Source organism: Undibacterium sp. Di26W, from assembly GCF_049340265.1.
Taxonomy (GTDB): Bacteria; Pseudomonadota; Gammaproteobacteria; order Burkholderiales; family Burkholderiaceae_D; genus Undibacterium.
The window spans coordinates 32,189-51,755 of the sequence record NZ_JBMPOR010000014.1 but is presented as its reverse complement, the minus strand read 5'-3'; the positions used below and the strand labels follow the sequence as shown (position 1 = coordinate 51,755).

The following is a 19,567-nucleotide window of genomic DNA, read 5'->3' as shown; positions in this document are numbered from 1 at the left end:
TCATTAAAAATTGGTCACATTGCCGTTAATAATAGGCGATGAAATTTATTTCGCCGTTCTCACGCTGTTCAGTATCGAATTTTCAAACATTTTGGGAACATAGCTTTGCAGGAACAAAATCATGCCCGTCATTTTTCCCACAGGATTGCTGAATCTGGGTTCATTCGTATTGATCAGTTTTGAAATGGTGTTAACAACGGCATCGGGGGCCTCCGCTTCATCCATCCCTTTCTGTGTAGCTGCATTGACTTTTTTCCGGTACGAATCATAGTCGGCGATACTGCCCTTGTTAGCTGAAACCGAATTATTTCCAAGATTGGTTTTGAACCAGACTGGCTCAACCATGCTGACCTTGATATTGAAATGATCCAGCTCAAAACGCAAGGATTTAAAGTAACCCTGCACGGCATGTTTTGAGGCCGCGTAATAGGACAGATTCGGCGGGCCTATCAGACCCACTATAGAACTGACCGTGATGATTTGTCCATGTTTTTGAGCTCTGAAGTATGGCAACAAGGCATTGGTCACTTTAACCGTACCCCAGAAGTTGGTTTCAAACTGCTGCCTGCCAAGTTCAATAGATGTTTCTTCTGCGATGCCGGTAACCATGTAACCCGCATTATTGACCAATACATCTAACTGTTTAGTGTGCTGGAACAACTCTTCAGTGAACGACTTGACAGAATTGTCGTCATCGATATTCAGGCGCAGCAATTTGAATGCCAGCTTCCCGGCATATTTTTCAGGCTCACGGCTGGTACCAATGACATTGAAACCCTGCAGATGCAGCTTATTGGCAAGCATCAGTCCAAAGCCTGACGATGCGCCGGTGATGAGTACTGTCTTTTTCATGTTATTTCCTTTTCTGTTCATATGTTTTTTCCAGATATCATGCGCATAGGCAATCTCGTCACTGGATTTTGACCAACTGTGCTTGCCAATGCTCATGCGGTCATTGCTGCCACTCATTGCCAGACCACTCATTGCTAGACAAGTAAATGCTGCAGCTCACCATTCTTCACCAGTGCCTGCAGCTCACTGGTGCCGCCTATCAGCATACCGTTGGCGAAGATCATTGGAAAAGTAGGCCAGCCCGTCCACATTTTCAACGCTGTACGGCGACGCCAGCCGCTTAAATAACTGCCGTATTGCAAATACCGGTAGGGAATGCCTGCTGCATCCAGTAATTTTCTGGCATAGCGCGGAAAAGGATTCTGCGCCATGCCCACGACCACTAACTGGTGCGTTGCAATTGCTTTTTGCACCTCTTGCACAATATCCAAATGACTACCGGCAATCTGTTCCCGTATATGGCTATGAATTTTTTCTGTTGCGAGTATCTGGCGGTTCATTATTGTTATTCCTGTTTCTCGACGACGACTGAATCATGGTTATAAACTCCTGGTTTTACAAAGTGATGCGCTAATTAGTTTTTCAGAAATGTTTTGATATAACTGGACGCCAATTCAGGATACTGGTCTTGTGGTCCATGTCCTGCATCTGGAAATACAATAAACTGCGTCGTCGGCGCTTTTTTGATGAGCGGGTACCAGTTCTCGAACGAAAATGAAATATCGTGATCGCCAGAGATCACAAGTACTGGTGTTTTAAGAGTGGTATAGGCACCACGGAAATTTTCTGCATCTGCAACAATGGATGCGATGGGGGCAAAATATCGTTGCAATACCTCAGGACGTTCAGGAACCTTGGAGTAGTCCATGCGCTTCGAAATTCTCTCCAGCGATTTCTTTGCCGCTAACCTGCTTTTTTCAGATTTCGGCTCAAAAAATAAAGTGACATAATCCTCAAATCCCAGGTCTTTGTTTGCCTTCATGCCACTTTCAGCAAACTTGGGTTCCATCGCAACTTCATTTTTACCCATAGGATTATTATCAATGAGGATGGTTTTCAGAATTCTGTCAGGGTTATAAAAGGTCACATATTGCGCGACCCAGCCGCCGTAAGACCATCCCATGACATTAAATTTACCGATCTTCAAATAATCGGCAAGCTGAGTCACTTCTGCCGCCAAATCTTGCATGGTCAAAGGCAAAATGCCCTCTGAATAGCCGATACCCGACTGATCAAAAATGATCACTGTATTTTCTTGCGCCAACAAGTCAAGAAACAGGGGATCCCAGGTGTCCAGGGTTCCTCTGAAGCGGTTAATCAGTATGACTGGAGTGCCTTTACCCAATTTTCTGTAGCCAACTTTATGGTCACCAATATGGGCGTACTGTGTTTTGGCTTTTAATGCAGGAGACGATGAAGCTTGTACTGCACTATTTGCTGTCGAAAAGTTCTGTGAATAGCTGGCACTTGCCACTGACAGTAGCGCTGCAGCTAAAAGCGTAGAAACAAGTTTGATGCGTTTCATGTTAATGATTCTCCAAAAAAATATGGTCGGTGTTTGCGTATCTCTGAAGATCGGTTGCGAAGTAGAAACTTGAAAATCTGTGATCCAGCATCCGATTCAGGCTCTACTTTGCCCGCAAAACAGACGATTAACATTAGCTGAACGCGCCAGCTTAGTGGCAGAACGCGCCATGATGATTTAGCTAATCTGGCGCAATTTGCTATTGTGATGGCGTAATCGGCAACATAGAATGCAGATATGAAACAGGACATTAAATCTTCTTTGAGTGGTCGCCGTGGCGCTACGCTGGACTATGCAGTCTGGCCGGGTTGGCGTTTGTTGATGCAAGATGCAGGATTGGCGACTTCCCCGGTGTTGCGCCGCGCGCAGTTACCCGCTGATTTGTTTGCGCGTCAAAACGTTCGCTTGAGCTCGGCTGATTTTTTTAAGCTATGGGAAGCTATTGAAGCTGAGGCCAAATCCCTGGATGCGAACTTGCCAGCCCCATTACGAATCGCCCAGGTGATGTCCTCGGATTGGTTCGACCCGGAACTTTTCGCGGCATTATGCAGCAGCAATATTGGCTGCGCTATCGATAGAATTGCCAAGTATGTGAGATTGATTGCGCCGATGGTGATCAAAATCCAGCGTACCACTTCTCATGCTACCGTCACCATCGATTTTCTGGATCATACAACGCCCCCACCAAGTGTGTTCCTGGCATTCAAGCTGATATTTTTTGTGCAACTAGCACGACTGGCAACACGCAGCAATGTACAACCATTGAGTGTGAGTTTGCCTTACTCGCCGAATCTGGAAGCAGATTTGCTGACCTATCAATCGTATTTCGGTGTTCGCGTGACCAATACACCTGTGACCACCCTGGTATTCGCTGCTGCAGATGTTGAGCGCCCCTTCCTGACAGAAAACCACAAAATGTGGTTGTTCTTCGAGCCCTCTTTGCGTCAACGGCTGACCGACCTGGATAGAACGGCTGGCATGGCCGAGCGAGTACGAAGCACTCTCCTTGAGACATTGCCAGCAGGTGAGGTATCGATGCAGGTGGTTAGTCGGAAACTCGGGGTCAGTACCCGCACATTACAGCGCAAGCTGAAGGAAGAGGGAACTACTTTCCAGCAGACGTTGGACAGCTTGCGCGATTCTCTGGCGCACCATTACCTGCGCAACACGACCATGTCGAGTGCGGAAATCTCATTCTTATTAGGTTTCGAAGAATCCAATTCTTTTACGCGTGCATTTCTGGCATGGACCGGAAAAACACCGCAAACGGTACGAGCTGAAATTTGCTTGGATGACAGTCGTTCGCGTACTGATTCTTCTTGATTTTTACTGAAATTTGACGCAATTTAACATGTAAAAAAGCGTGTACTGCAGGCAAAGTCGTAGCAACCGCCTTTGTCAATTACCGACTATACCGGTATCAATGCCTGGTGCGCATGGCAGGGCCTTCACTTTCTTTGAACTGGGCCAACCGCTGTTACGCGCGGTGCGTGCAAAGACAAAAACTTTGCCATTCAATGCGTATGCTGATGATGTATATCCGGGTAATGCGGATGTTTGTGTCTTACCGGATGATGCTGGTGCGGATGAGCATGCGGCTCGCTGCCATCCCATTCCCTATCATGCTCGTGCAGGTGATGCAGGTCATGGGTATGCTCGTGCGCATGCAGGATAGGCTCATGGGTATGTTCATGTTCATGGTTTTCAGTCAGGTGCAGCCAGATACCTGCCACCATCAAAAATGCTGCCAGCCAGAACATGCTGCCTGGCCGTTCACTCAGCAGCAATAAGGACACAACTGTGCCTACAAACGGTGCTGCCGAAAAATAGGCCCCGGTACGTGCCGCGCCCAGATGCCGCAGCGCCAGTACGAACATGACCAGGCTAAGACCATAACCACAAAACCCGATCAGGCCCACCGACAGCAAGGTGTAAGCATGGGGTAATTGATAGCCGGATAACAGGGCTAGACTCAGATTCACACTACCGGCGATCAGCCCCTTGATACCTGCAATTTGCAAGGCATCACTGGCCGCCACCTTGCGCGTGAGGTTATTGTCAATTGCCCAGCACAGGCAAGCCGCGATGATGGCCAGTGCGCCCCAGGGCACGCCCAATACCGGCATTTGTTCCCAGGACAAAAGTGCACCTGCCACCACTATCAGCAGCATGCCCAGAAAAATGCGCCGGTCAAAATTTTCCTTGAAAACGAACCAGGCCAGCAATGCTGTCAATACGCCTTCCATGTTCAGCAACAGGGAAGTGGCCGAGGCCGGTGTCAGCGTTAAACCGGCCATCAACAACACTGGCCCGGCAATACCACCAGTGAGAATGGCAGCAGCAAGCCAGGGTACATCTGGCCGGGTGAGTGGCACGAATTTATCCTGCTTGCCACGAAAAATAGCCGCACGCACAATAAAAATCAGCAGCAGGCCCAAGCCACTACCCAGGTACAAGACCCCTGCCAGCATGACCGGAGCAATATCGGCGACCATGGTTTTGGCGAACGGGGTGCTGATGCCGAACAAGGCAGCAGCTAGCAATGCGTAAATAACACCTTTGTGCATCAAATTACTTTCATATGCTTTTTTGAAATCTGACACTGATTCATTGGTGCTCTCAATGGCAACCACTACCATGGCTACCGAGGTTACGCACAGGATGTTCTTCTGCTGTTCCCAAATTCTGCAAGATGCCGCAGTCTTTTGTTGCCTGCGTTGTTTTACACAAATTGCGCAAGGACTTTAATTGCAACTCCAGCCCCTTCAGTTCCTTGATACGATGGGCGACATGGCCGATATGCTTGTCCAGCAAGGCATTGACTTCGGAACAATTGTCTTCCGGCACATCGCGGAACTGCAGTAACTGGCGTATTTCATCCAGGGTCATATCCAGTGAACGACAATGCCGTATGAATTGCAGGCGTTCTGCGTGCACTTCGCCATACAGGCGGAAATTGCCTTGTGAACGGTTGGCCTGTGGCAGCAAGCCTTCTTTTTCATAGTAACGGATGGTTTCCACCAGACATCCAGAACGTTTTGCCAATTCGCCAATTTTCAATTCCATTTGCGTACCTCATTCATTTCAACATGAGCAGGACTTACACAAAATCGTCCCAGCAAGCAGCTGCAACGCAGCTGGGGCGGTTTTGCGTCAGTCCAACAGTAGTGCTTGACTCTATACCTGCTACAGGGTGTCTAATGCTCACTATACCCCCTTTTCGGAGCAAGCATGACGAACCGGCATCAACATGAACACGAGCACGAGCATGTGCACCCGCATCCCCACACACATGCAGACACACATGCAGACTCGCATGCACATGGTCATCAGCATGCTCACACCTGCTGCGATCACGGCAATGTCAAGGTAATTGAAGATGTGGCAACAACCACCTCAGATGTCGCCGCCCTGCCTGCCGGCACCTCCACCGTGGTGTATTCCATAGAAAACATGGATTGCCCTACTGAAGAGGGCCTGATCCGCAACAAGCTGTCCGGCATGCCTGGCATCATCAAGCTTCATTTCAATCTCATGCAGCGCAAATTGACTGTCAGCCATACGCTGGAAACCCAGGAGGCAATTCAAGCTATCCTGACATCCATCAGCATGCAGGCGGTGCTGGTAAGTGAGAACGGTCGCAGTAATCAGGATGCGGCAATCGCACCGGCAGCCAATACAAGCAATGCAGCCCGAAAATGGTGGTTGTTAGGTGCCGGTGCAGTGGCGGCCATACTGGCCGAGGTGTTTACCTACGTCGGCAGTTCGGAAATAGCTTCACCAGTCATTCTGTTATCCGTTTTTGCCATCCTTGTCAGTGGCACCAGCACGTATAAAAAAGGCTGGATTGCGCTGAAGAATTTCAATCTGAACATCAATGCCCTGATGACCATTGCAGTCACAGGCGCGGTCATCATCGGTCAGTGGCCGGAAGCAGCGATGGTCATGGTCTTGTTCAGCCTGTCTGAAGCCATAGAAGCCATGTCGCTGGACCGTGCCCGCAATGCCATACGTGGTCTGATGGCGATGACGCCTGAAAAAGCCAGTGTCTTGCAAGCGGATGGTAGCTGGCAAGAACTGGAAGCAAAATCGATCGTCATCGGCACCACGGTCCGGGTCGCCCCCGGTGAACGCATCCCGCTGGATGGTGAACTGAGCAAGGGACAGTCATCCGTCAACCAGGCCCCTATCACTGGCGAGAGCATACCCGTCGCCAAAATTGTCGGCGACAAGGTGTTTGCCGGTACCATCAATGAAACCGGGTCTTTTGAATACCGTGTGACGGCAGCGCAGACCGATTCCACGCTGTCACGCATCATCCATGCAGTGGAAGAAGCCCAGGGTAGCCGGGCACCGACGCAGCGCTTTGTCGATCAGTTTGCCAAGGTGTATACGCCCATCGTGTTTGTACTGGCGCTGGGTGTCATGATTATCCCACCGCTGCTGCTGGGCTTGCCGTGGATGGTATGGGTATACAAGGCACTGGTCTTGCTGGTGATTGCCTGCCCCTGTGCGCTGGTGGTTTCCACCCCGGTAACGGTGGTCAGCGGTTTGGCGGCTGCAGCAAAGGCTGGCATCCTGATCAAGGGTGGCGTTTATCTGGAAGAAGGCCGTAAGCTGAAATCGCTGGCGCTGGATAAAACCGGCACCATTACCCAGGGCAAGCCTGTCGTCACCGACATCAAGCTTCTGACTGGTGAACAACATACCGTGCTGCAGCTGGCAGCCAGCCTGGCGGGCCGCTCGGATCACCCGGTGTCAGGTGCCGTGACCGCACACTGGAAAACACAAGACAATGGCACTGCCGTATTTGAAGTCAGCGACTTCGAAGCATTGACCGGACGTGGCGTCAAAGGTCAAATTGACGGTAAATGGTATTACCTGGGTAATCACCGCCTGATAGAAGAATTACAGATTTGCAGCCCGACGACCGAGGCCGTGCTGTATACAATGGAAGCTGACGGCAAAACAGCAGTGATCATTGCAGATGAACAAGGACCACTTGCCATCATAGCCGTGGCAGATACCGTGCGCGAAAGCAGTCGTCAGGCGATTGCAGATTTGCATGCGCTGGGCATTCGTACCGTGATGCTGACCGGTGACAATGAACTGACCGCAAAAGCCATTGCAAAAGATGTCGGCATTGATGATGCCCGCGGCAATCTGCTGCCAGAAGATAAACTGGCCGCCATCAACGATGAACTGGCAAACCATGGCACGGTTGGGATGGTGGGTGACGGTATCAATGATGCCCCGGCGCTGGCCAAATCCAGCATAGGCTTTGCCATGGGTGCCGCCGGTACCGACACTGCACTGGAAACCGCCGATATCGCCCTGATGGATGATGACTTGCGCAAGATACCGCAATTCATACGCCTGAGCCGACGCACGGCTGCCATCCTGAAGCAGAACATCGCGCTGGCATTGGGTATCAAGCTGGTGTTCCTGATCATGGCCGTGATGGGCATTGCCACCTTGTGGATGGCTGTGTTTGCCGATATGGGGGCAAGTCTATTGGTGATTTTTAATGGGCTGCGCTTAGTACGTGGTGTCAAATAATTGATACAAATATCGCTTTTCTTGCCGGACCATCGACATAAAAAAGCCCAAAAGCAAATGCATGCTTTTGGGCTTTTTAAATCAATTAAATCTACCGGCAATAGCGATTACTCGACCGCCTTTACCATGTCTTCAATGACTTTCTTGGCATCGCCAAACACCATCATGGTTTTATCCATGTAGAACAATTCATTATCCAGACCTGCATAGCCAGAAGCCATGGAACGCTTGTTGACAATGACGGTCTTGGCTTTGTAGGCTTCCAGGATGGGCATGCCGGCGATCGGCGATTTCGGGTCTTTTGCCGCCGGGTTTACCACGTCATTCGCACCCAATACCAGTACCACGTCAGCCTGACCAAATTCGTTGTTGATGTCTTCCATCTCGAACACCTGGTCATACGGCACTTCGGCTTCTGCCAGCAAGACATTCATGTGACCAGGCATGCGCCCAGCCACCGGGTGAATTGCATACTTGACCGTGATACCTTTGTGCGTCAGTTTTTCTGTCAGTTCTTTCAAAGCATGCTGGGCACGTGCAACTGCCAGACCATAACCAGGAACGATGATGACTGTTTCTGCATTCCCGAGCAGGAAAGCGACGTCATCAGCAGAACCGGACTTGACCGCACGCTGCGCCTGGTCACCTGTAGCAGCAGTAGCCGCTTCGCCACCAAAACCACCCAGGATCACGTTGAAGAAGGAACGGTTCATGGCCTTGCACATGATATAAGACAGAATCGCACCAGAAGAACCCACCAGCGAACCAGCAATGATCAGCATGGAGTTATTCAGCGAAAAGCCGATACCCGCTGCCGCCCAACCGGAATAGCTGTTCAACATCGACACCACCACCGGCATATCTGCGCCGCCGATAGGAATGATGATCAGCACGCCCAGTACAAAGGCTATCGCTGTCATGACGACGAACGGTGCCCAGTTTTGTGTCACGCAGAAAGCAATACCGAAAGCCAGCATGGCTATCGCCAGTATCAGGTTCAACTGATGCTGGCCCGCGAAACTGACCGGTGCTCCCTGGAACAAACGAAACTTGTATTTGCCCGACAATTTGCCGAAAGCGATGACGGAACCAGAGAAAGTAATCGCACCGACAAAAGTACCGATAAACAATTCCAGACGATTACCGAAAGGAATAGGCTGGTCTCTTTCGACGATATTGAATACCCATGGTTCAGACACGACAGCCACGGCAATACACACCGCTGCCAGACCGATCAATGAGTGCATCGCTGCGACCAGTTCCGGCATCTTGGTCATTTCTACACGCTTCGCCAGCGTGGCACCAATGCCGCCACCCACCACCACGCCAATGATGACCAGGCCATAGCCCAGACCTGCACCAGCGCTTTCGTTTTTCAGTTTAACGATCAGGGCAATGGTAGTCGCGACCGCGATTGCCATGCCTATCATACCGAAGCTGTTACCCCGGCGTGCCGTGGATGGATGGGACAAACCCTTGAGGGCCTGGATAAAGCAGACGGATGCGATCAGATAGAGCATCGTTACCAGATTCATGCTCATTATTTATCCTCCTTCGGTGCCTTAGGTGCTTTAGGTTCTTTTTTCTTGAACATTTCCAGCATCCTCTGGGTTACCAGAAAACCGCCGAATACATTCACCGCCGCCAGTGCCACGGCAACGGTGCCCATGACCTGGGCCAGTACGCCTTCAGTCAGGCCGGCAGCCAGCATGGCACCGACGATGATGATGGCAGAAATGGCATTGGTCACCGCCATCAAAGGCGTGTGCAGGGCCGGTGTTACTGTCCACACCACATGGTAACCGACGTAAATTGCCAGCACGAAGATGATGAGGTTGGTAAGGGTATGACTAACTTCCATGATGTCCTCTCTTTAATTGGATTGAGACATGCAAATCGCTATGACAGGCTATGACAATAAGCTACCTGGATTACGTCACTTATACTCTTTGATACTGGTGATCTGATTCTTACCATTTACAAAAACGACATTCGGCTTATACGCTTTTGCTTCTTCTTCTGTCATCGGCGCATAGGTACAGATAATCATCAAATCGCCCAGTTGTACGCGACGGGCTGCAGCGCCATTCAGTGAGATTTCACCACTGCCACGTTTACCCTTGATGGCATAAGTGGAAAAACGTTCACCGTTATTGACGTTATACAGCTCTATCTGTTCGTTTTCGATGATGTTGGCAGCGTCGAGCAGATCTTCATCAATCCCACACGATCCTTCGTAGTGCAGGTCACACTGGGTTACAGTTGCGCGATGAATTTTGGCGCGGAGCATATTTCTTTGCATGGTCTTTCTACTTTCTGATACTAAAAAATTCTGAAACCTTAAATCTGTAATCGACTTCTTTATTTCTTTATTTCTTTAAAACTTCGCCAGCCGAGCACACCAGAGTGGCAGCGATGATTTCATCTTCACGGTTGATCGCCAGTGCGGCATCCTTGTCAATGATGAGCTTGAGGAAATCCAGCACATTACGAGCGTACAAGGCCGATGCATCGGCTGCCACCAGGGTCGCTAGATTAGGCTCACCAATGATGTGTACGCCGTATTTGGTGACGGTCTTGTTGAGTTCAGACAAGGGGCAATTACCGCCCTGCTCGACCGCCATATCAACGATGACTGAACCTGGTTTCATGGCCTTGACGGTTTCTTCCGAAATCAAGATTGGTGCCTTGCGGCCAGGGATCAATGCAGTGGTGATGATGATGTCGGCCTGTTTGGCACGTTCATGCACCAGGGCAGCCTGTCTTTCCATCCATGCTGCGGGCATGGAACGGGCATAACCACCTGCACCTTTGGCAATTTCACGTTCTTCATCAGTCTCATACGGCACATCGATAAATTTTGCACCCAGCGATTCAACCTGCTCCTTAACTGGTGGGCGTACATCCGATGCTTCAATCACTGCACCCAGGCGCTTGGCAGTGGCAATGGCTTGCAAGCCGGCGACACCTACACCCATGATCAGTACGCGTGCCGCCTTGACCGTACCCGCCGCCGTCATCAGCATGGGCATGAAGCGTTGATAGGTATTGGCGGCCAGCATGACCGCCTTGTAACCGGCGATATTGGCTTGCGAAGACAAGACATCAAGTGACTGCGCACGGGTAATGCGCGGTGCCGCTTCGAGTGCAAATGCGGACAGGCCGTGTGTGGCCATGGCCGCAATATTGTCTGCGTCAAAAGGATTTAGCATGCCTACCAATACCGTGCCTGATTTCATCAGACTGCGTTCTGCTGCATCCGGTGCACGCACTTTCAAGACCAGTTCGGCACCAAAGGCATCGGCTGCGCTACCAATTTCAGCACCGGCTGCCTGGTAGGCTTCGTCGGTAATGCTGGAAGCCACGCCAGCACCTGACTGCACGATCACCTGATGCTTGGCTGCGACATATTTTTTTATCGTTTCTGGGGTTGCCGCAACACGCGTCTCCCCCGGCCGTGACTCGGCGGGAATGCCGATTTTCATAGATTGCTCCCTGATGTGAATAAATCCGGTGAATAAATTCCGTACTGATAATTCTGTACTGATTTGGCCAAGGGTAAGCTCTGGCCTCAAGACTAATTTTGCCTGACCGGGTTGTATGACAACTTATGCAATTCTTACCCGAATCTTACATTTAATATTCGACAACGATATTACACGCAAAATGTTTTTTAGCACAACCGTTCGTTTTTCTTGATTCTTTGGTTTTTGCGACTTCAATTTCAGGATGCAAGCTGCTTTTCAGGCTCAGGGAATGATTTATTTCTTGATTAAAAACAGTCACTTAAAGAAAACTCTTCAAGCTGCATCAGTTTGGTGCAAATTAAAAAGCAGGAATTTTGCCATCGATAATTGGGCCATAGATAAATTACGCATTAGCTAATTCGCTTTCAAATTTGCTGGATTGCCACACAAAATCTAAGGGCAAAGTAAAATGTCGGACTTACTGGGAAATGCTATGTCTGCCATTTGGAAACCCTCCGTCACTGTAGCCGCAATTATCGAGCGCGACCAACAGTTTTTCATGATTGAAGAAGAAACACCTGACGGTATCCGCATCAATCAACCTGCCGGCCATCTGGACCCGGATGAATCGCTGGAACAGGCTGTCATCCGCGAAACCCTGGAAGAAACTGCACACGCTTTCATACCTACCGACTTGATAGGTACGTATATGTCGCGTTTCATTTCCCCCACAACGGGTGAAGCCGTGACTTATCTGCGCTTTGCTTTCAGCGGTGAACTGGGTGCGGCACAGGACAGGCAACTCGATACCGGCATCCTGCGCACCGTGTGGATGAGCTATGCAGACTTGCTGGCGTCGCAGGACAGGCATCGCAGCCCTTTGGTTATGCAATGCATCAATGATTATTTGCAGGGTAAGCGCGCGCCGCTATCCCTGTTGTTTACCCATCCAAGCGCACTTGGAAACTTGGAACATCAATAATGAGCAAGAAAAAAGTCGTAATCGGCATGTCTGGCGGTGTGGATTCTTCGGTATCCGCCTGGCTGCTGAAAGAACAGGGTTATGAAGTCATCGGCCTGTTCATGAAAAACTGGGAAGATGATGACGATTCCGAATACTGCTCGACCCGTGAAGACTGGATCGATGCCGTCAGCGTCGCCGACGTGGTCGGTGTCGATATCGAAGCCGTCAATTTTGCCAGCGAATACAAGGACCGCGTATTTGCCGAATTCCTGCGTGAATACCAGGCTGGCCGCACGCCGAACCCGGACGTACTGTGCAATGCCGAAATCAAGTTCAAGGCCTTTCTTGACCATGCAATGAAGCTGGGTGCTGATTACATCGCCACCGGCCACTATGCGCGCGTGCGCGAAATGAATGGCCAGTTCCAGTTGCTGAAAGCGATCGATGCCAGCAAGGACCAAAGCTATTTCCTGCACAGGCTGAACCAGCAGCAACTGGCGAATACCCTGTTCCCGCTGGGAGAAATCCACAAGACGGAAGTGCGCAAGATCGCCGAACAACTGCAATTACCCAACGCCAAGAAAAAAGATTCGACCGGCATCTGTTTCATCGGTGAACGCCCTTTCCGTGAATTCCTGAACCGGTATCTGTCCTATAAACCAGGTGACATCCAGACCCCGGAAGGCGAAGTCATAGGTCAGCACGTGGGCCTGAGCTTCTATACCCTGGGACAAAGAAAGGGCATAGGCGTAGGCGGCATCAAATCCCATCAAAATGCCGATGGCAGCAGTGACGCCTGGTATGTGGCGAAAAAGGATGTCACAGCCAATACCCTGTACGCAGTGCAAGGACATGAGCATCCATGGCTGCTGTCAGAGTCGCTGGAAGCCGGACAAGTCAGCTGGGTGGCGGGCCATGCGCCACCCGCAGGCGACCTGTCAGCCAAGACACGCTATCGCCAGCCCGATGTCGCCTGCGAGTTCAACGGTGACGAGCAACGCTTTTCCCTGGACTTCCCGCAGGCACAATGGGCTGTCACTCCAGGGCAATCTGCGGTCCTGTACGATGGGGATGTCTGCCTGGGAGGTGGTATTATCGATACCGCTGCACGCGCCCACACGGCAAGCTGATCAGCAGCTTGCATCCCTGCCAGATAAATGCGTACCGGTATTTGTCTGGCCAGCACACAAAACAGCCCTCGCTATCCCGAATCAGGGCAAAACATGATAACAACCAGGATAAAAGCAGCAAAAGCAGCATTCAAGGCACAGAAATCGATATAAATCATATATAGGCTGGCACCGTCTCTGGCTGGCCATCACAATCTTTCCTCCGGCACACTGATTAGCTTGAGCGAACATGGCTAATTTCAGAACAAAATTTGAAGTGTTTTGTTTATTCTGACAATTCTCCTTAATTGTGCGAATTATCCAAAATATGTGCGGAGAGAGACAATCATCGATTTGACACGATTCATTTCTTTACAATTTAAATCGATGAAATTATATTTACATTTCTACTTCACCAGAAAAGCCAGTCGATATGAATCGTCCTGATACGCAAGCACTAGGTGGTACTGTCAATGCACGCATAGGCAAGGTTTATATGAGCTTGTCAAAAGCACATAGAAAAGCAGCCGACTATGTGTTGTCGAATGTTTTTCGCTCTGCCACGATGTCTATTGATGAACTGGCAAATGCGGTCGGTATCTCTGTTGCAACAGCGAATCGCTTCGCCAGGGCACTTGGCTTTGAAGGTTATCCGCAATTCCGGGCCGAGCTGGTGTATGGTTTTGAAGCCATGCTGGCTCCTATCGACAACCTGCGCAGTGAAATCCAGCGCCCTGCTACCAGTACTGAAATCATTTCCAGCTCTCTGAATGAAGACATGGCCAATCTGGAAGCCACCCGTCGCGGCCTGGCACCTGACCTGTGTAACCATGCCGTACGCCAGATCCTGAATGCGGAAAGAATTTATATCGTCGGCTATGGTGCCAGCGCCTTCCTGGCTGGCCTGATGGCACACAGCCTGGACCCGTTTTGCAACACGGTGCAATCCACCCTGGGTTCTGGCGGGCCATCGAATGTAGCGCGACAATTGTTCAAATATACAGAACGTGATCTGGTCATCGGCATTTCCTTCCCGCGTTATGCCGAAGATGTGGTCACCATCCTGCAGCAATTGCGTGACAAGAGTGTGCCTATCCTGGCCTTGACCGACGCCCCCAGTTCGCCCCTGGCATCGCTGGCGAATGTCACGCTGTATGCGCAGACCAGGCGTAATTTCTCGCCAAATTCCGAAGGCGCTGCACTATGCCTGATTGAAGCCATTTGCAGCGCCGTCGCCCATCAGGCCAAAGCGCCGGTGCATGCGGCATCGGAAATGACCAAGTTCATGCTGCCATGGCTGTATCAGGAACCGAATGCCACCAGCCGCAAATCCCAGGCAGCCGCTGCCAGCAAAATCATAGACATGGATCGCCCGGCCTGAGGCTGGGTATGCATCATGAATACCAAAGCCCCCGCCGCCATCGCCATCCATGGCGGTGCTGGCACTATCTTGCGCAGCTCACTGACTGCCGTGCAGGAACAGGCTTACCTGGCTGCCCTGCATGACATCGTCACCGCTGGTGCCAGCGTACTGGCCGATGGTGGCAGTGCACTGGATGCCGTCACTGTGGCTGTCAGCCTGCTGGAAGACTGCCCCCTGTTCAACGCCGGTAAAGGTTCGGTCTATACCAGCGCTGGGCAGGTAGAAATGGATGCCGCCATCATGGATGGCCACAATCGCCGCGCCGGAGCGGTCGCCTGCGTGACAACCCTGCGCAATCCTGTGCGAGCAGCACGCATGGTGATGGAACACAGCCCGCATGTGTTAATGGTAGGGCCGGGTGCAGAAAATTTCGTCCGCCAGCATGGTGCGCAAATCGAAGACGCTGCCTACTTTCATACCGAGCAACGTTATGTGCAATTGCTGCGCGCGCGACAAGAAGCTGGCATCCTGCTGGACCACGATGCCGAAAAACTGGCCACAGCATCAAATACAACATTAGGCACAACGCCAGACACAACACCGGAAGTAGCACCACTTGATCCGGATAAGAAATTCGGTACTGTCGGTGCCGTCGCCCTGGATGTGCACGGCAATCTGGCAGCAGCCACTTCCACGGGCGGCATGACCAATAAACTGCCAGGGCGTGTCGGTGACACTGCAATGCTGGGTGCCGGCTGCTATGCCGACAACCGCAGCGCGGCCCTGTCGGCCACCGGCACCGGTGAAGCGTTCATGCGCAGCCTGGCCTTGCACGACATCGCCGCACAAATGAACTACGCCGGCCTGAGCCTTGAACAAGCCGCCCACAAGACAGTGATGGAAAAACTGCCGCAATTGCAGGGCCAGGGTGGCATCATAGGCATAGACAGGCAGGGCAATATCGTCATGCCCTTCAATACCGAGGGCATGTACCGCGCCAGCATGCGCGTTGGGGATGCGCCGTTTATAGGCATCTACAGCGATTTTCAGAAACTGTAGTTTTCAGAAGCGGTAGTTTCTCCCTCCGATTACCGGAAACAGTTATTCAAAGTACACCTATACTGCGGATGTCTTCACCTAATGGACTCGTGAATCATGCAAAATCTTCCTAAAATTGGCCTGGCATTAGTAGTTATTGTCATCCTGTTTCTCTTGAATCCCTTTGCCACCATCCCGGCCGGCCATCGCGGTGTGCTGACCACGTTTGGCAAACCTTCGGATGAGGTATATAGCGAAGGTATTCACTTTGTCTGGCCGATTGCGCAAAAACTGAACAAGGTATCGGTCGCCATCCAAAAAGGAGAAGGCGACGGTGATGCCGCATCAAAAGACTTGCAAACCGTACACACCAAGATTGCCATCAACTATCATGTAAGACCAGATGCCGTGGTATCGGTCTATCGTGATCTGGGTAACGAGCCTGGTGAACGCATCATCATCCCCAGCGTGCAGGAAGCAGTGAAAGCAGTCACCGCCAGGTTCACGGCCGAAGAACTGATTTCACGCCGCTCACAAGTACGCGATGAAATCGTGCTGGCACTCAAAGAACGCATGGCAAGACATGGCTTGATCGTGGATGAATTTTCCATCGTCAATTTTAATTTCAGCAAAACCTTCAATGAAGCGATCGAAGCCAAAACTACCGCCGATCAGCTAAAAATGAAGGCCGAACGCGACCTGCAGAGGATAGATGTGGAAGCCAAACAGAAAGTATCGCGCGCCCGCGCCGAAGCCGAAGCACTGGCCCTGCAAAGGCAACAAGTGACGCCAGAATTATTGCGCCTGCGCGAAACCGAGAACCAGGCGAAAGCGATAGAAAAATGGGATGGCCGCCTGCCCACGACGACGGGTGGTGCAATCCCCTTCCTCAATATCGGTAAATAATTTCGCACCTGATTGTTAACAGAGCTCAGCCATGTCCGAACAAAAGTCTTCCGCCCGCTTCACGCTGTTTTGCATACTCTTGCTGTTGGTGTGGTACATGCTCGACACTCCGATGGACCTGAACGTTGACTGGGATCTGGAAGACTTCGACATCTTCTCTAACTCCGGCATCTCGCTGGCTGGCATCGCCGTCGCCATCATCGCCGCCGTCTTCGCCATGATCATGGCTGGCCTGGTCATCGCCGGGATGTCGTTTTTATTGATAGGCATAGCTGTACTGATAGGCGGCCTGTTCCTGATGGTGTTCTCACCATTCTTGTTACCACTGGTGCTGCTGTTGATTGTGGTGAGTATTTTTAAGAGGAAGTCGCGGTAGTTTGAAATGTGGCGTGATCAGCTCCGCTTGAGTCCTGTTGCTCCTAAATATTTTGGCGAAGCGTTTTTATTCACCCTATTCGTTGAGTTACGATTGCAGGCCGGGATAGTGAGGTTCTCTGTAGATTGAAATTCCCTCTCCTTCAAGGAGAGGGTTAGGGTGAGGATGGGGTTCTGTCGATAAGCGGTGATCATATGTCTTCGCTCCAGCGCAGGCAGGAAGCCACCGGGCTGGCGCTCCAACGGCGTTCGTTATATGGTGTACTTTGATTGAAACGATTGCCCTTTGTAGAACCAAGCCGGGTCTCGGCCCGGCGGCCGAAATACTTTCTTTGCTTCGCCAAAGAACGTATTCAAAGAAAGGCGACCGCAGACTCGCCCTTCGGGTGCTTACGCTGCGCTTCAGCATAATTTGTGCGTCACAAAAAATGGGAAGATCCGCAACTCGCTTCGCTCAAACATCGGATCTTCTTTTTCCATTTTCTGTGACGCACAAATTACATCGTCCCAAGCGGATTAAAGTCAAAGTCCACGTCAAGAACAACTGCAACAGCAAAGTCAAAACCACCGTCAACACAACCACATTCACATTTATTTGAATGCCGTCGATCAACCGTGGTGTTGGGGTTGCCGCTGTTTTTGACTTTGTTGTTGATTTTGACGTTGTAGTTGTCTTTGACTCTCTTCCGCTTGGGACGAAGCCATTTGTGTAGTGCAGAAAATGGAAAAAGAAGGTCCGGTGTCTGAGCGTAGCGAGTTTCGGACCTTCCCATTTTTTGCACTACATAAATGGGCACTCCCGCAGGGAGCGAGTCTGCGGTCGCCTTTCTTTGATTCCTTTCTTTGGCGAAGCAAAGAAAGGAATTCGGCCGCCGGGCCGAAACCCGGCTTGTGTCTACGGAGAGCAATAGCCGTAATCAAAGTACGGCAAATCAGCAACGACACTGGGCTCCAGCCTGCGCTGGAGCGACGACATATGATCGCCGCTTATCGACAGAAACCCATCCTCACCCTAACCCTCTCCTTGAAGGAGAGGGAATTTCAATCTACAGAACCGCGCTATCCCGGCCTGCATACCACACGTAACACCCAGTACAACTGGCAGAATGTACTTACACCGTCTCAGCAGAAATAACCTGCGCTGCCGCATTGACGACCGCAGCAATCCGCCCCACATCCCGCAACTGCGTCGCCGACATCCCTTCCTTCTTCAGCAATTCAAAATGCGATTTCACGCAGAAATGGCATTTGCCGATGATGGATGCCGACAAGGCATACATCTCGAAACGACGCTTGTCGACACCGCCATTGGTGGCATAGGCATTCATGCGCAACTGGGCCGCCTGGGTTTTCAGGTCGGCATCATCGGCCATTTCGACATACGGATACCAGACATTATTCATGCCCATCAACGCCGCCGCGGTCAGCGCTGCATTGATTTCTTCTGGCGTAATGGCACCACTGGATTTGATGGCTTCAATGATCACCGTGCTTTTTGCGGCAAAGGCTGCTGCCAGTGCCACGCCGACTGCATCATTACCTTCCAGGCTGGAACGGGCAATCGTGCCATCGATGTTCAGACGGATATCCTTGGCATAATCAGGGATACGACTTTTAATTAGATTCAAGAATTCCATAGTATTTACCTATCAAAAAGTGGTTTTAAAACCCGCCGGAGCGGGTTTATTTTACATCTACAGTGCTAGCCTGAATTACAGAGTCGCACCGCCGACTGTGCGGTTGCATGGGCACAGTTCATCTGTTTGCAGACCATCCAGAATACGCAGGATTTCAGTTGGGTTACGGCCAACGTTCAGGTTGTTGACAGAAACGTGCTGGATAACATTGTCAGGATCAACGATGAAAGTCGCGCGCAGTGCAACACCGGCGTTGACATCACGTACACCCAGCATGTCAACCAAAGAACCAGTTGCATCGCCGAACGCATAGTGGTTCAGTTTGTCCAGGTCTTTGTGCTCACGACGCCATGCCAGTTTGCAGAATTCGTTATCGGTAGAGCCACCCAGCAGGATTGCGTCACGGTCAGCGAAGTCATTGGTCAGCTTGGCAAATTCAACGATTTCAGTTGGGCAAACGAATGTGAAATCTTTTGGGTAGAAATAAATGATTTTCCATTTGCCGGGGAACGAAGCTTCAGTGATGTCTTCGAACGCGGACACGCCATTTTCTTCGTGATGATTGAAGCCTGGCTTAGCTGCTGGGACTTTGAATGCGTCGAGTTTTTGACCTACGGTTTTCATTAAATTCTCCTGATTTGACATAAAAGTGGACAAGGCATCCACAACGGATCGAAGCATATCACTATGAATTTTAAATATCCAATAGATTTTAACTACCATTCATTTAGTTAAAAGATATCTGATACCGCTGCTGTACATCCCTGGATGT

At 50.8% G+C, this 19,567-nt stretch carries 20 protein-coding genes; 8 read left to right on the top strand and 12 right to left on the bottom strand.

Translation table 11 applies throughout. The features are described 5' to 3' along the window. Window positions 1–45 precede the first annotated feature (45 nt). From ACO0LM_RS16820 to ACO0LM_RS16810, 3 genes are all read right to left on the bottom strand, one after another. Window positions 46–852, bottom strand: a complete 807-nt coding sequence (locus ACO0LM_RS16820; protein WP_423038403.1) for an SDR family NAD(P)-dependent oxidoreductase — start codon at window positions 850–852, stop codon at window positions 46–48. Window positions 853–986: 134 nt separating this feature from the next. Then, complete coding sequence (locus tag ACO0LM_RS16815; protein ID WP_423038402.1) at window positions 987–1,352, bottom strand: glutaredoxin domain-containing protein; 366 nt, start codon at window positions 1,350–1,352, stop codon at window positions 987–989. A 74-nt stretch (window positions 1,353–1,426) separates the two neighbouring features. Further along, on the bottom strand, window positions 1,427–2,377 hold the full coding sequence (locus tag ACO0LM_RS16810) for an alpha/beta fold hydrolase (RefSeq protein WP_423038401.1): 951 nt from the start codon (window positions 2,375–2,377) through the stop codon (window positions 1,427–1,429). Window positions 2,378–2,614: 237 nt separating this feature from the next. Here ACO0LM_RS16810 and ACO0LM_RS16805 point away from each other — a divergent pair, with 237 nt between their 5' ends. Next, window positions 2,615–3,700 carry an AraC family transcriptional regulator ligand-binding domain-containing protein gene (locus ACO0LM_RS16805; protein ID WP_423038400.1) on the top strand — a complete coding sequence of 362 codons (1,086 nt, stop codon included), beginning with the start codon at window positions 2,615–2,617 and terminating at the stop codon, window positions 3,698–3,700. 191 nt (window positions 3,701–3,891) lie between these two features. Here ACO0LM_RS16805 and ACO0LM_RS16800 read toward each other — a convergent pair whose 3' ends face one another. Both ACO0LM_RS16800 and cadR read right to left on the bottom strand, forming a co-directional pair. Beyond that, on the bottom strand, window positions 3,892–4,944 hold the full coding sequence (locus tag ACO0LM_RS16800) for a DMT family transporter (protein ID WP_423038399.1): 1,053 nt from the start codon (window positions 4,942–4,944) through the stop codon (window positions 3,892–3,894). A gap of 52 nt (window positions 4,945–4,996) precedes the next feature. Continuing rightward, window positions 4,997–5,443 carry a Cd(II)/Pb(II)-responsive transcriptional regulator gene (gene cadR / locus ACO0LM_RS16795; RefSeq protein WP_422973161.1) on the bottom strand — a complete coding sequence of 149 codons (447 nt, stop codon included), beginning with the start codon at window positions 5,441–5,443 and terminating at the stop codon, window positions 4,997–4,999. A gap of 165 nt (window positions 5,444–5,608) precedes the next feature. On the opposite strand from cadR, the gene ACO0LM_RS16790 reads away from it, so the two are divergent. Beyond that, window positions 5,609–7,936 (top strand): heavy metal translocating P-type ATPase, encoded by a 2,328-nt coding sequence (locus ACO0LM_RS16790; protein ID WP_423038398.1) that lies wholly within the window; start codon window positions 5,609–5,611, stop codon window positions 7,934–7,936. Window positions 7,937–8,043: 107 nt separating this feature from the next. Here ACO0LM_RS16790 and ACO0LM_RS16785 read toward each other — a convergent pair whose 3' ends face one another. From ACO0LM_RS16785 to ACO0LM_RS16770, 4 genes are all read right to left on the bottom strand, one after another. After that, the gene (locus tag ACO0LM_RS16785) at window positions 8,044–9,477 is read right to left on the bottom strand and encodes an NAD(P)(+) transhydrogenase (Re/Si-specific) subunit beta (RefSeq protein ID WP_423038397.1); all 1,434 of its coding nucleotides are present in this window, start codon (window positions 9,475–9,477) and stop codon (window positions 8,044–8,046) included. Beyond that, on the bottom strand, window positions 9,477–9,797 hold the full coding sequence (locus ACO0LM_RS16780; RefSeq protein WP_422988675.1) for an NAD(P) transhydrogenase subunit alpha: 321 nt from the start codon (window positions 9,795–9,797) through the stop codon (window positions 9,477–9,479). Before ACO0LM_RS16780 ends, ACO0LM_RS16785 begins: the two co-directional genes overlap by 1 nt. Before the next feature lie 75 nt (window positions 9,798–9,872). Continuing rightward, on the bottom strand, window positions 9,873–10,238 hold the full coding sequence (panD, locus tag ACO0LM_RS16775; RefSeq protein WP_110255112.1) for an aspartate 1-decarboxylase: 366 nt from the start codon (window positions 10,236–10,238) through the stop codon (window positions 9,873–9,875). Between the two features lie 67 nt (window positions 10,239–10,305). Continuing rightward, on the bottom strand, window positions 10,306–11,421 hold the full coding sequence (locus ACO0LM_RS16770; protein WP_422988677.1) for a Re/Si-specific NAD(P)(+) transhydrogenase subunit alpha: 1,116 nt from the start codon (window positions 11,419–11,421) through the stop codon (window positions 10,306–10,308). 475 nt (window positions 11,422–11,896) lie between these two features. On the opposite strand from ACO0LM_RS16770, the gene ACO0LM_RS16765 reads away from it, so the two are divergent. The 6 genes from ACO0LM_RS16765 (at window position 11,897) to ACO0LM_RS16740 (ending at window position 17,159) form a co-directional block, all read left to right on the top strand. Continuing rightward, entirely contained in the window at window positions 11,897–12,385 is a 489-nt protein-coding gene (locus ACO0LM_RS16765; RefSeq protein WP_422988679.1) for an NUDIX hydrolase, read from the top strand. Further along, complete coding sequence (gene mnmA / locus ACO0LM_RS16760; RefSeq protein WP_423038396.1) at window positions 12,385–13,497, top strand: tRNA 2-thiouridine(34) synthase MnmA; 1,113 nt, start codon at window positions 12,385–12,387, stop codon at window positions 13,495–13,497. The genes ACO0LM_RS16765 and mnmA overlap by 1 nt, the downstream gene beginning before the upstream one ends. Before the next feature lie 412 nt (window positions 13,498–13,909). Further along, a complete protein-coding gene (locus tag ACO0LM_RS16755) occupies window positions 13,910–14,857 on the top strand; it encodes a MurR/RpiR family transcriptional regulator (protein WP_422988683.1) in 948 nt (315 codons plus the stop codon). A gap of 15 nt (window positions 14,858–14,872) precedes the next feature. Continuing rightward, the gene (locus ACO0LM_RS16750; protein ID WP_423038395.1) at window positions 14,873–15,898 is read left to right on the top strand and encodes an isoaspartyl peptidase/L-asparaginase family protein; all 1,026 of its coding nucleotides are present in this window, start codon (window positions 14,873–14,875) and stop codon (window positions 15,896–15,898) included. Between the two features lie 96 nt (window positions 15,899–15,994). Continuing rightward, window positions 15,995–16,783, top strand: a complete 789-nt coding sequence (locus ACO0LM_RS16745) for a prohibitin family protein (protein ID WP_422988687.1) — start codon at window positions 15,995–15,997, stop codon at window positions 16,781–16,783. A 31-nt stretch (window positions 16,784–16,814) separates the two neighbouring features. Further along, a complete protein-coding gene (locus ACO0LM_RS16740; RefSeq protein WP_423038394.1) occupies window positions 16,815–17,159 on the top strand; it encodes a hypothetical protein in 345 nt (114 codons plus the stop codon). Between the two features lie 496 nt (window positions 17,160–17,655). Here ACO0LM_RS16740 and ACO0LM_RS16735 read toward each other — a convergent pair whose 3' ends face one another. From ACO0LM_RS16735 to ACO0LM_RS16725, 3 genes are all read right to left on the bottom strand, one after another. After that, window positions 17,656–17,931 carry a hypothetical protein gene (locus ACO0LM_RS16735; RefSeq protein ID WP_423038393.1) on the bottom strand — a complete coding sequence of 92 codons (276 nt, stop codon included), beginning with the start codon at window positions 17,929–17,931 and terminating at the stop codon, window positions 17,656–17,658. 339 nt (window positions 17,932–18,270) lie between these two features. Beyond that, on the bottom strand, window positions 18,271–18,795 hold the full coding sequence (locus ACO0LM_RS16730) for a carboxymuconolactone decarboxylase family protein (RefSeq protein WP_186950911.1): 525 nt from the start codon (window positions 18,793–18,795) through the stop codon (window positions 18,271–18,273). 75 nt (window positions 18,796–18,870) lie between these two features. Beyond that, entirely contained in the window at window positions 18,871–19,419 is a 549-nt protein-coding gene (locus ACO0LM_RS16725) for a peroxiredoxin (protein ID WP_110255121.1), read from the bottom strand. Window positions 19,420–19,567: the final 148 nt, after the last annotated feature.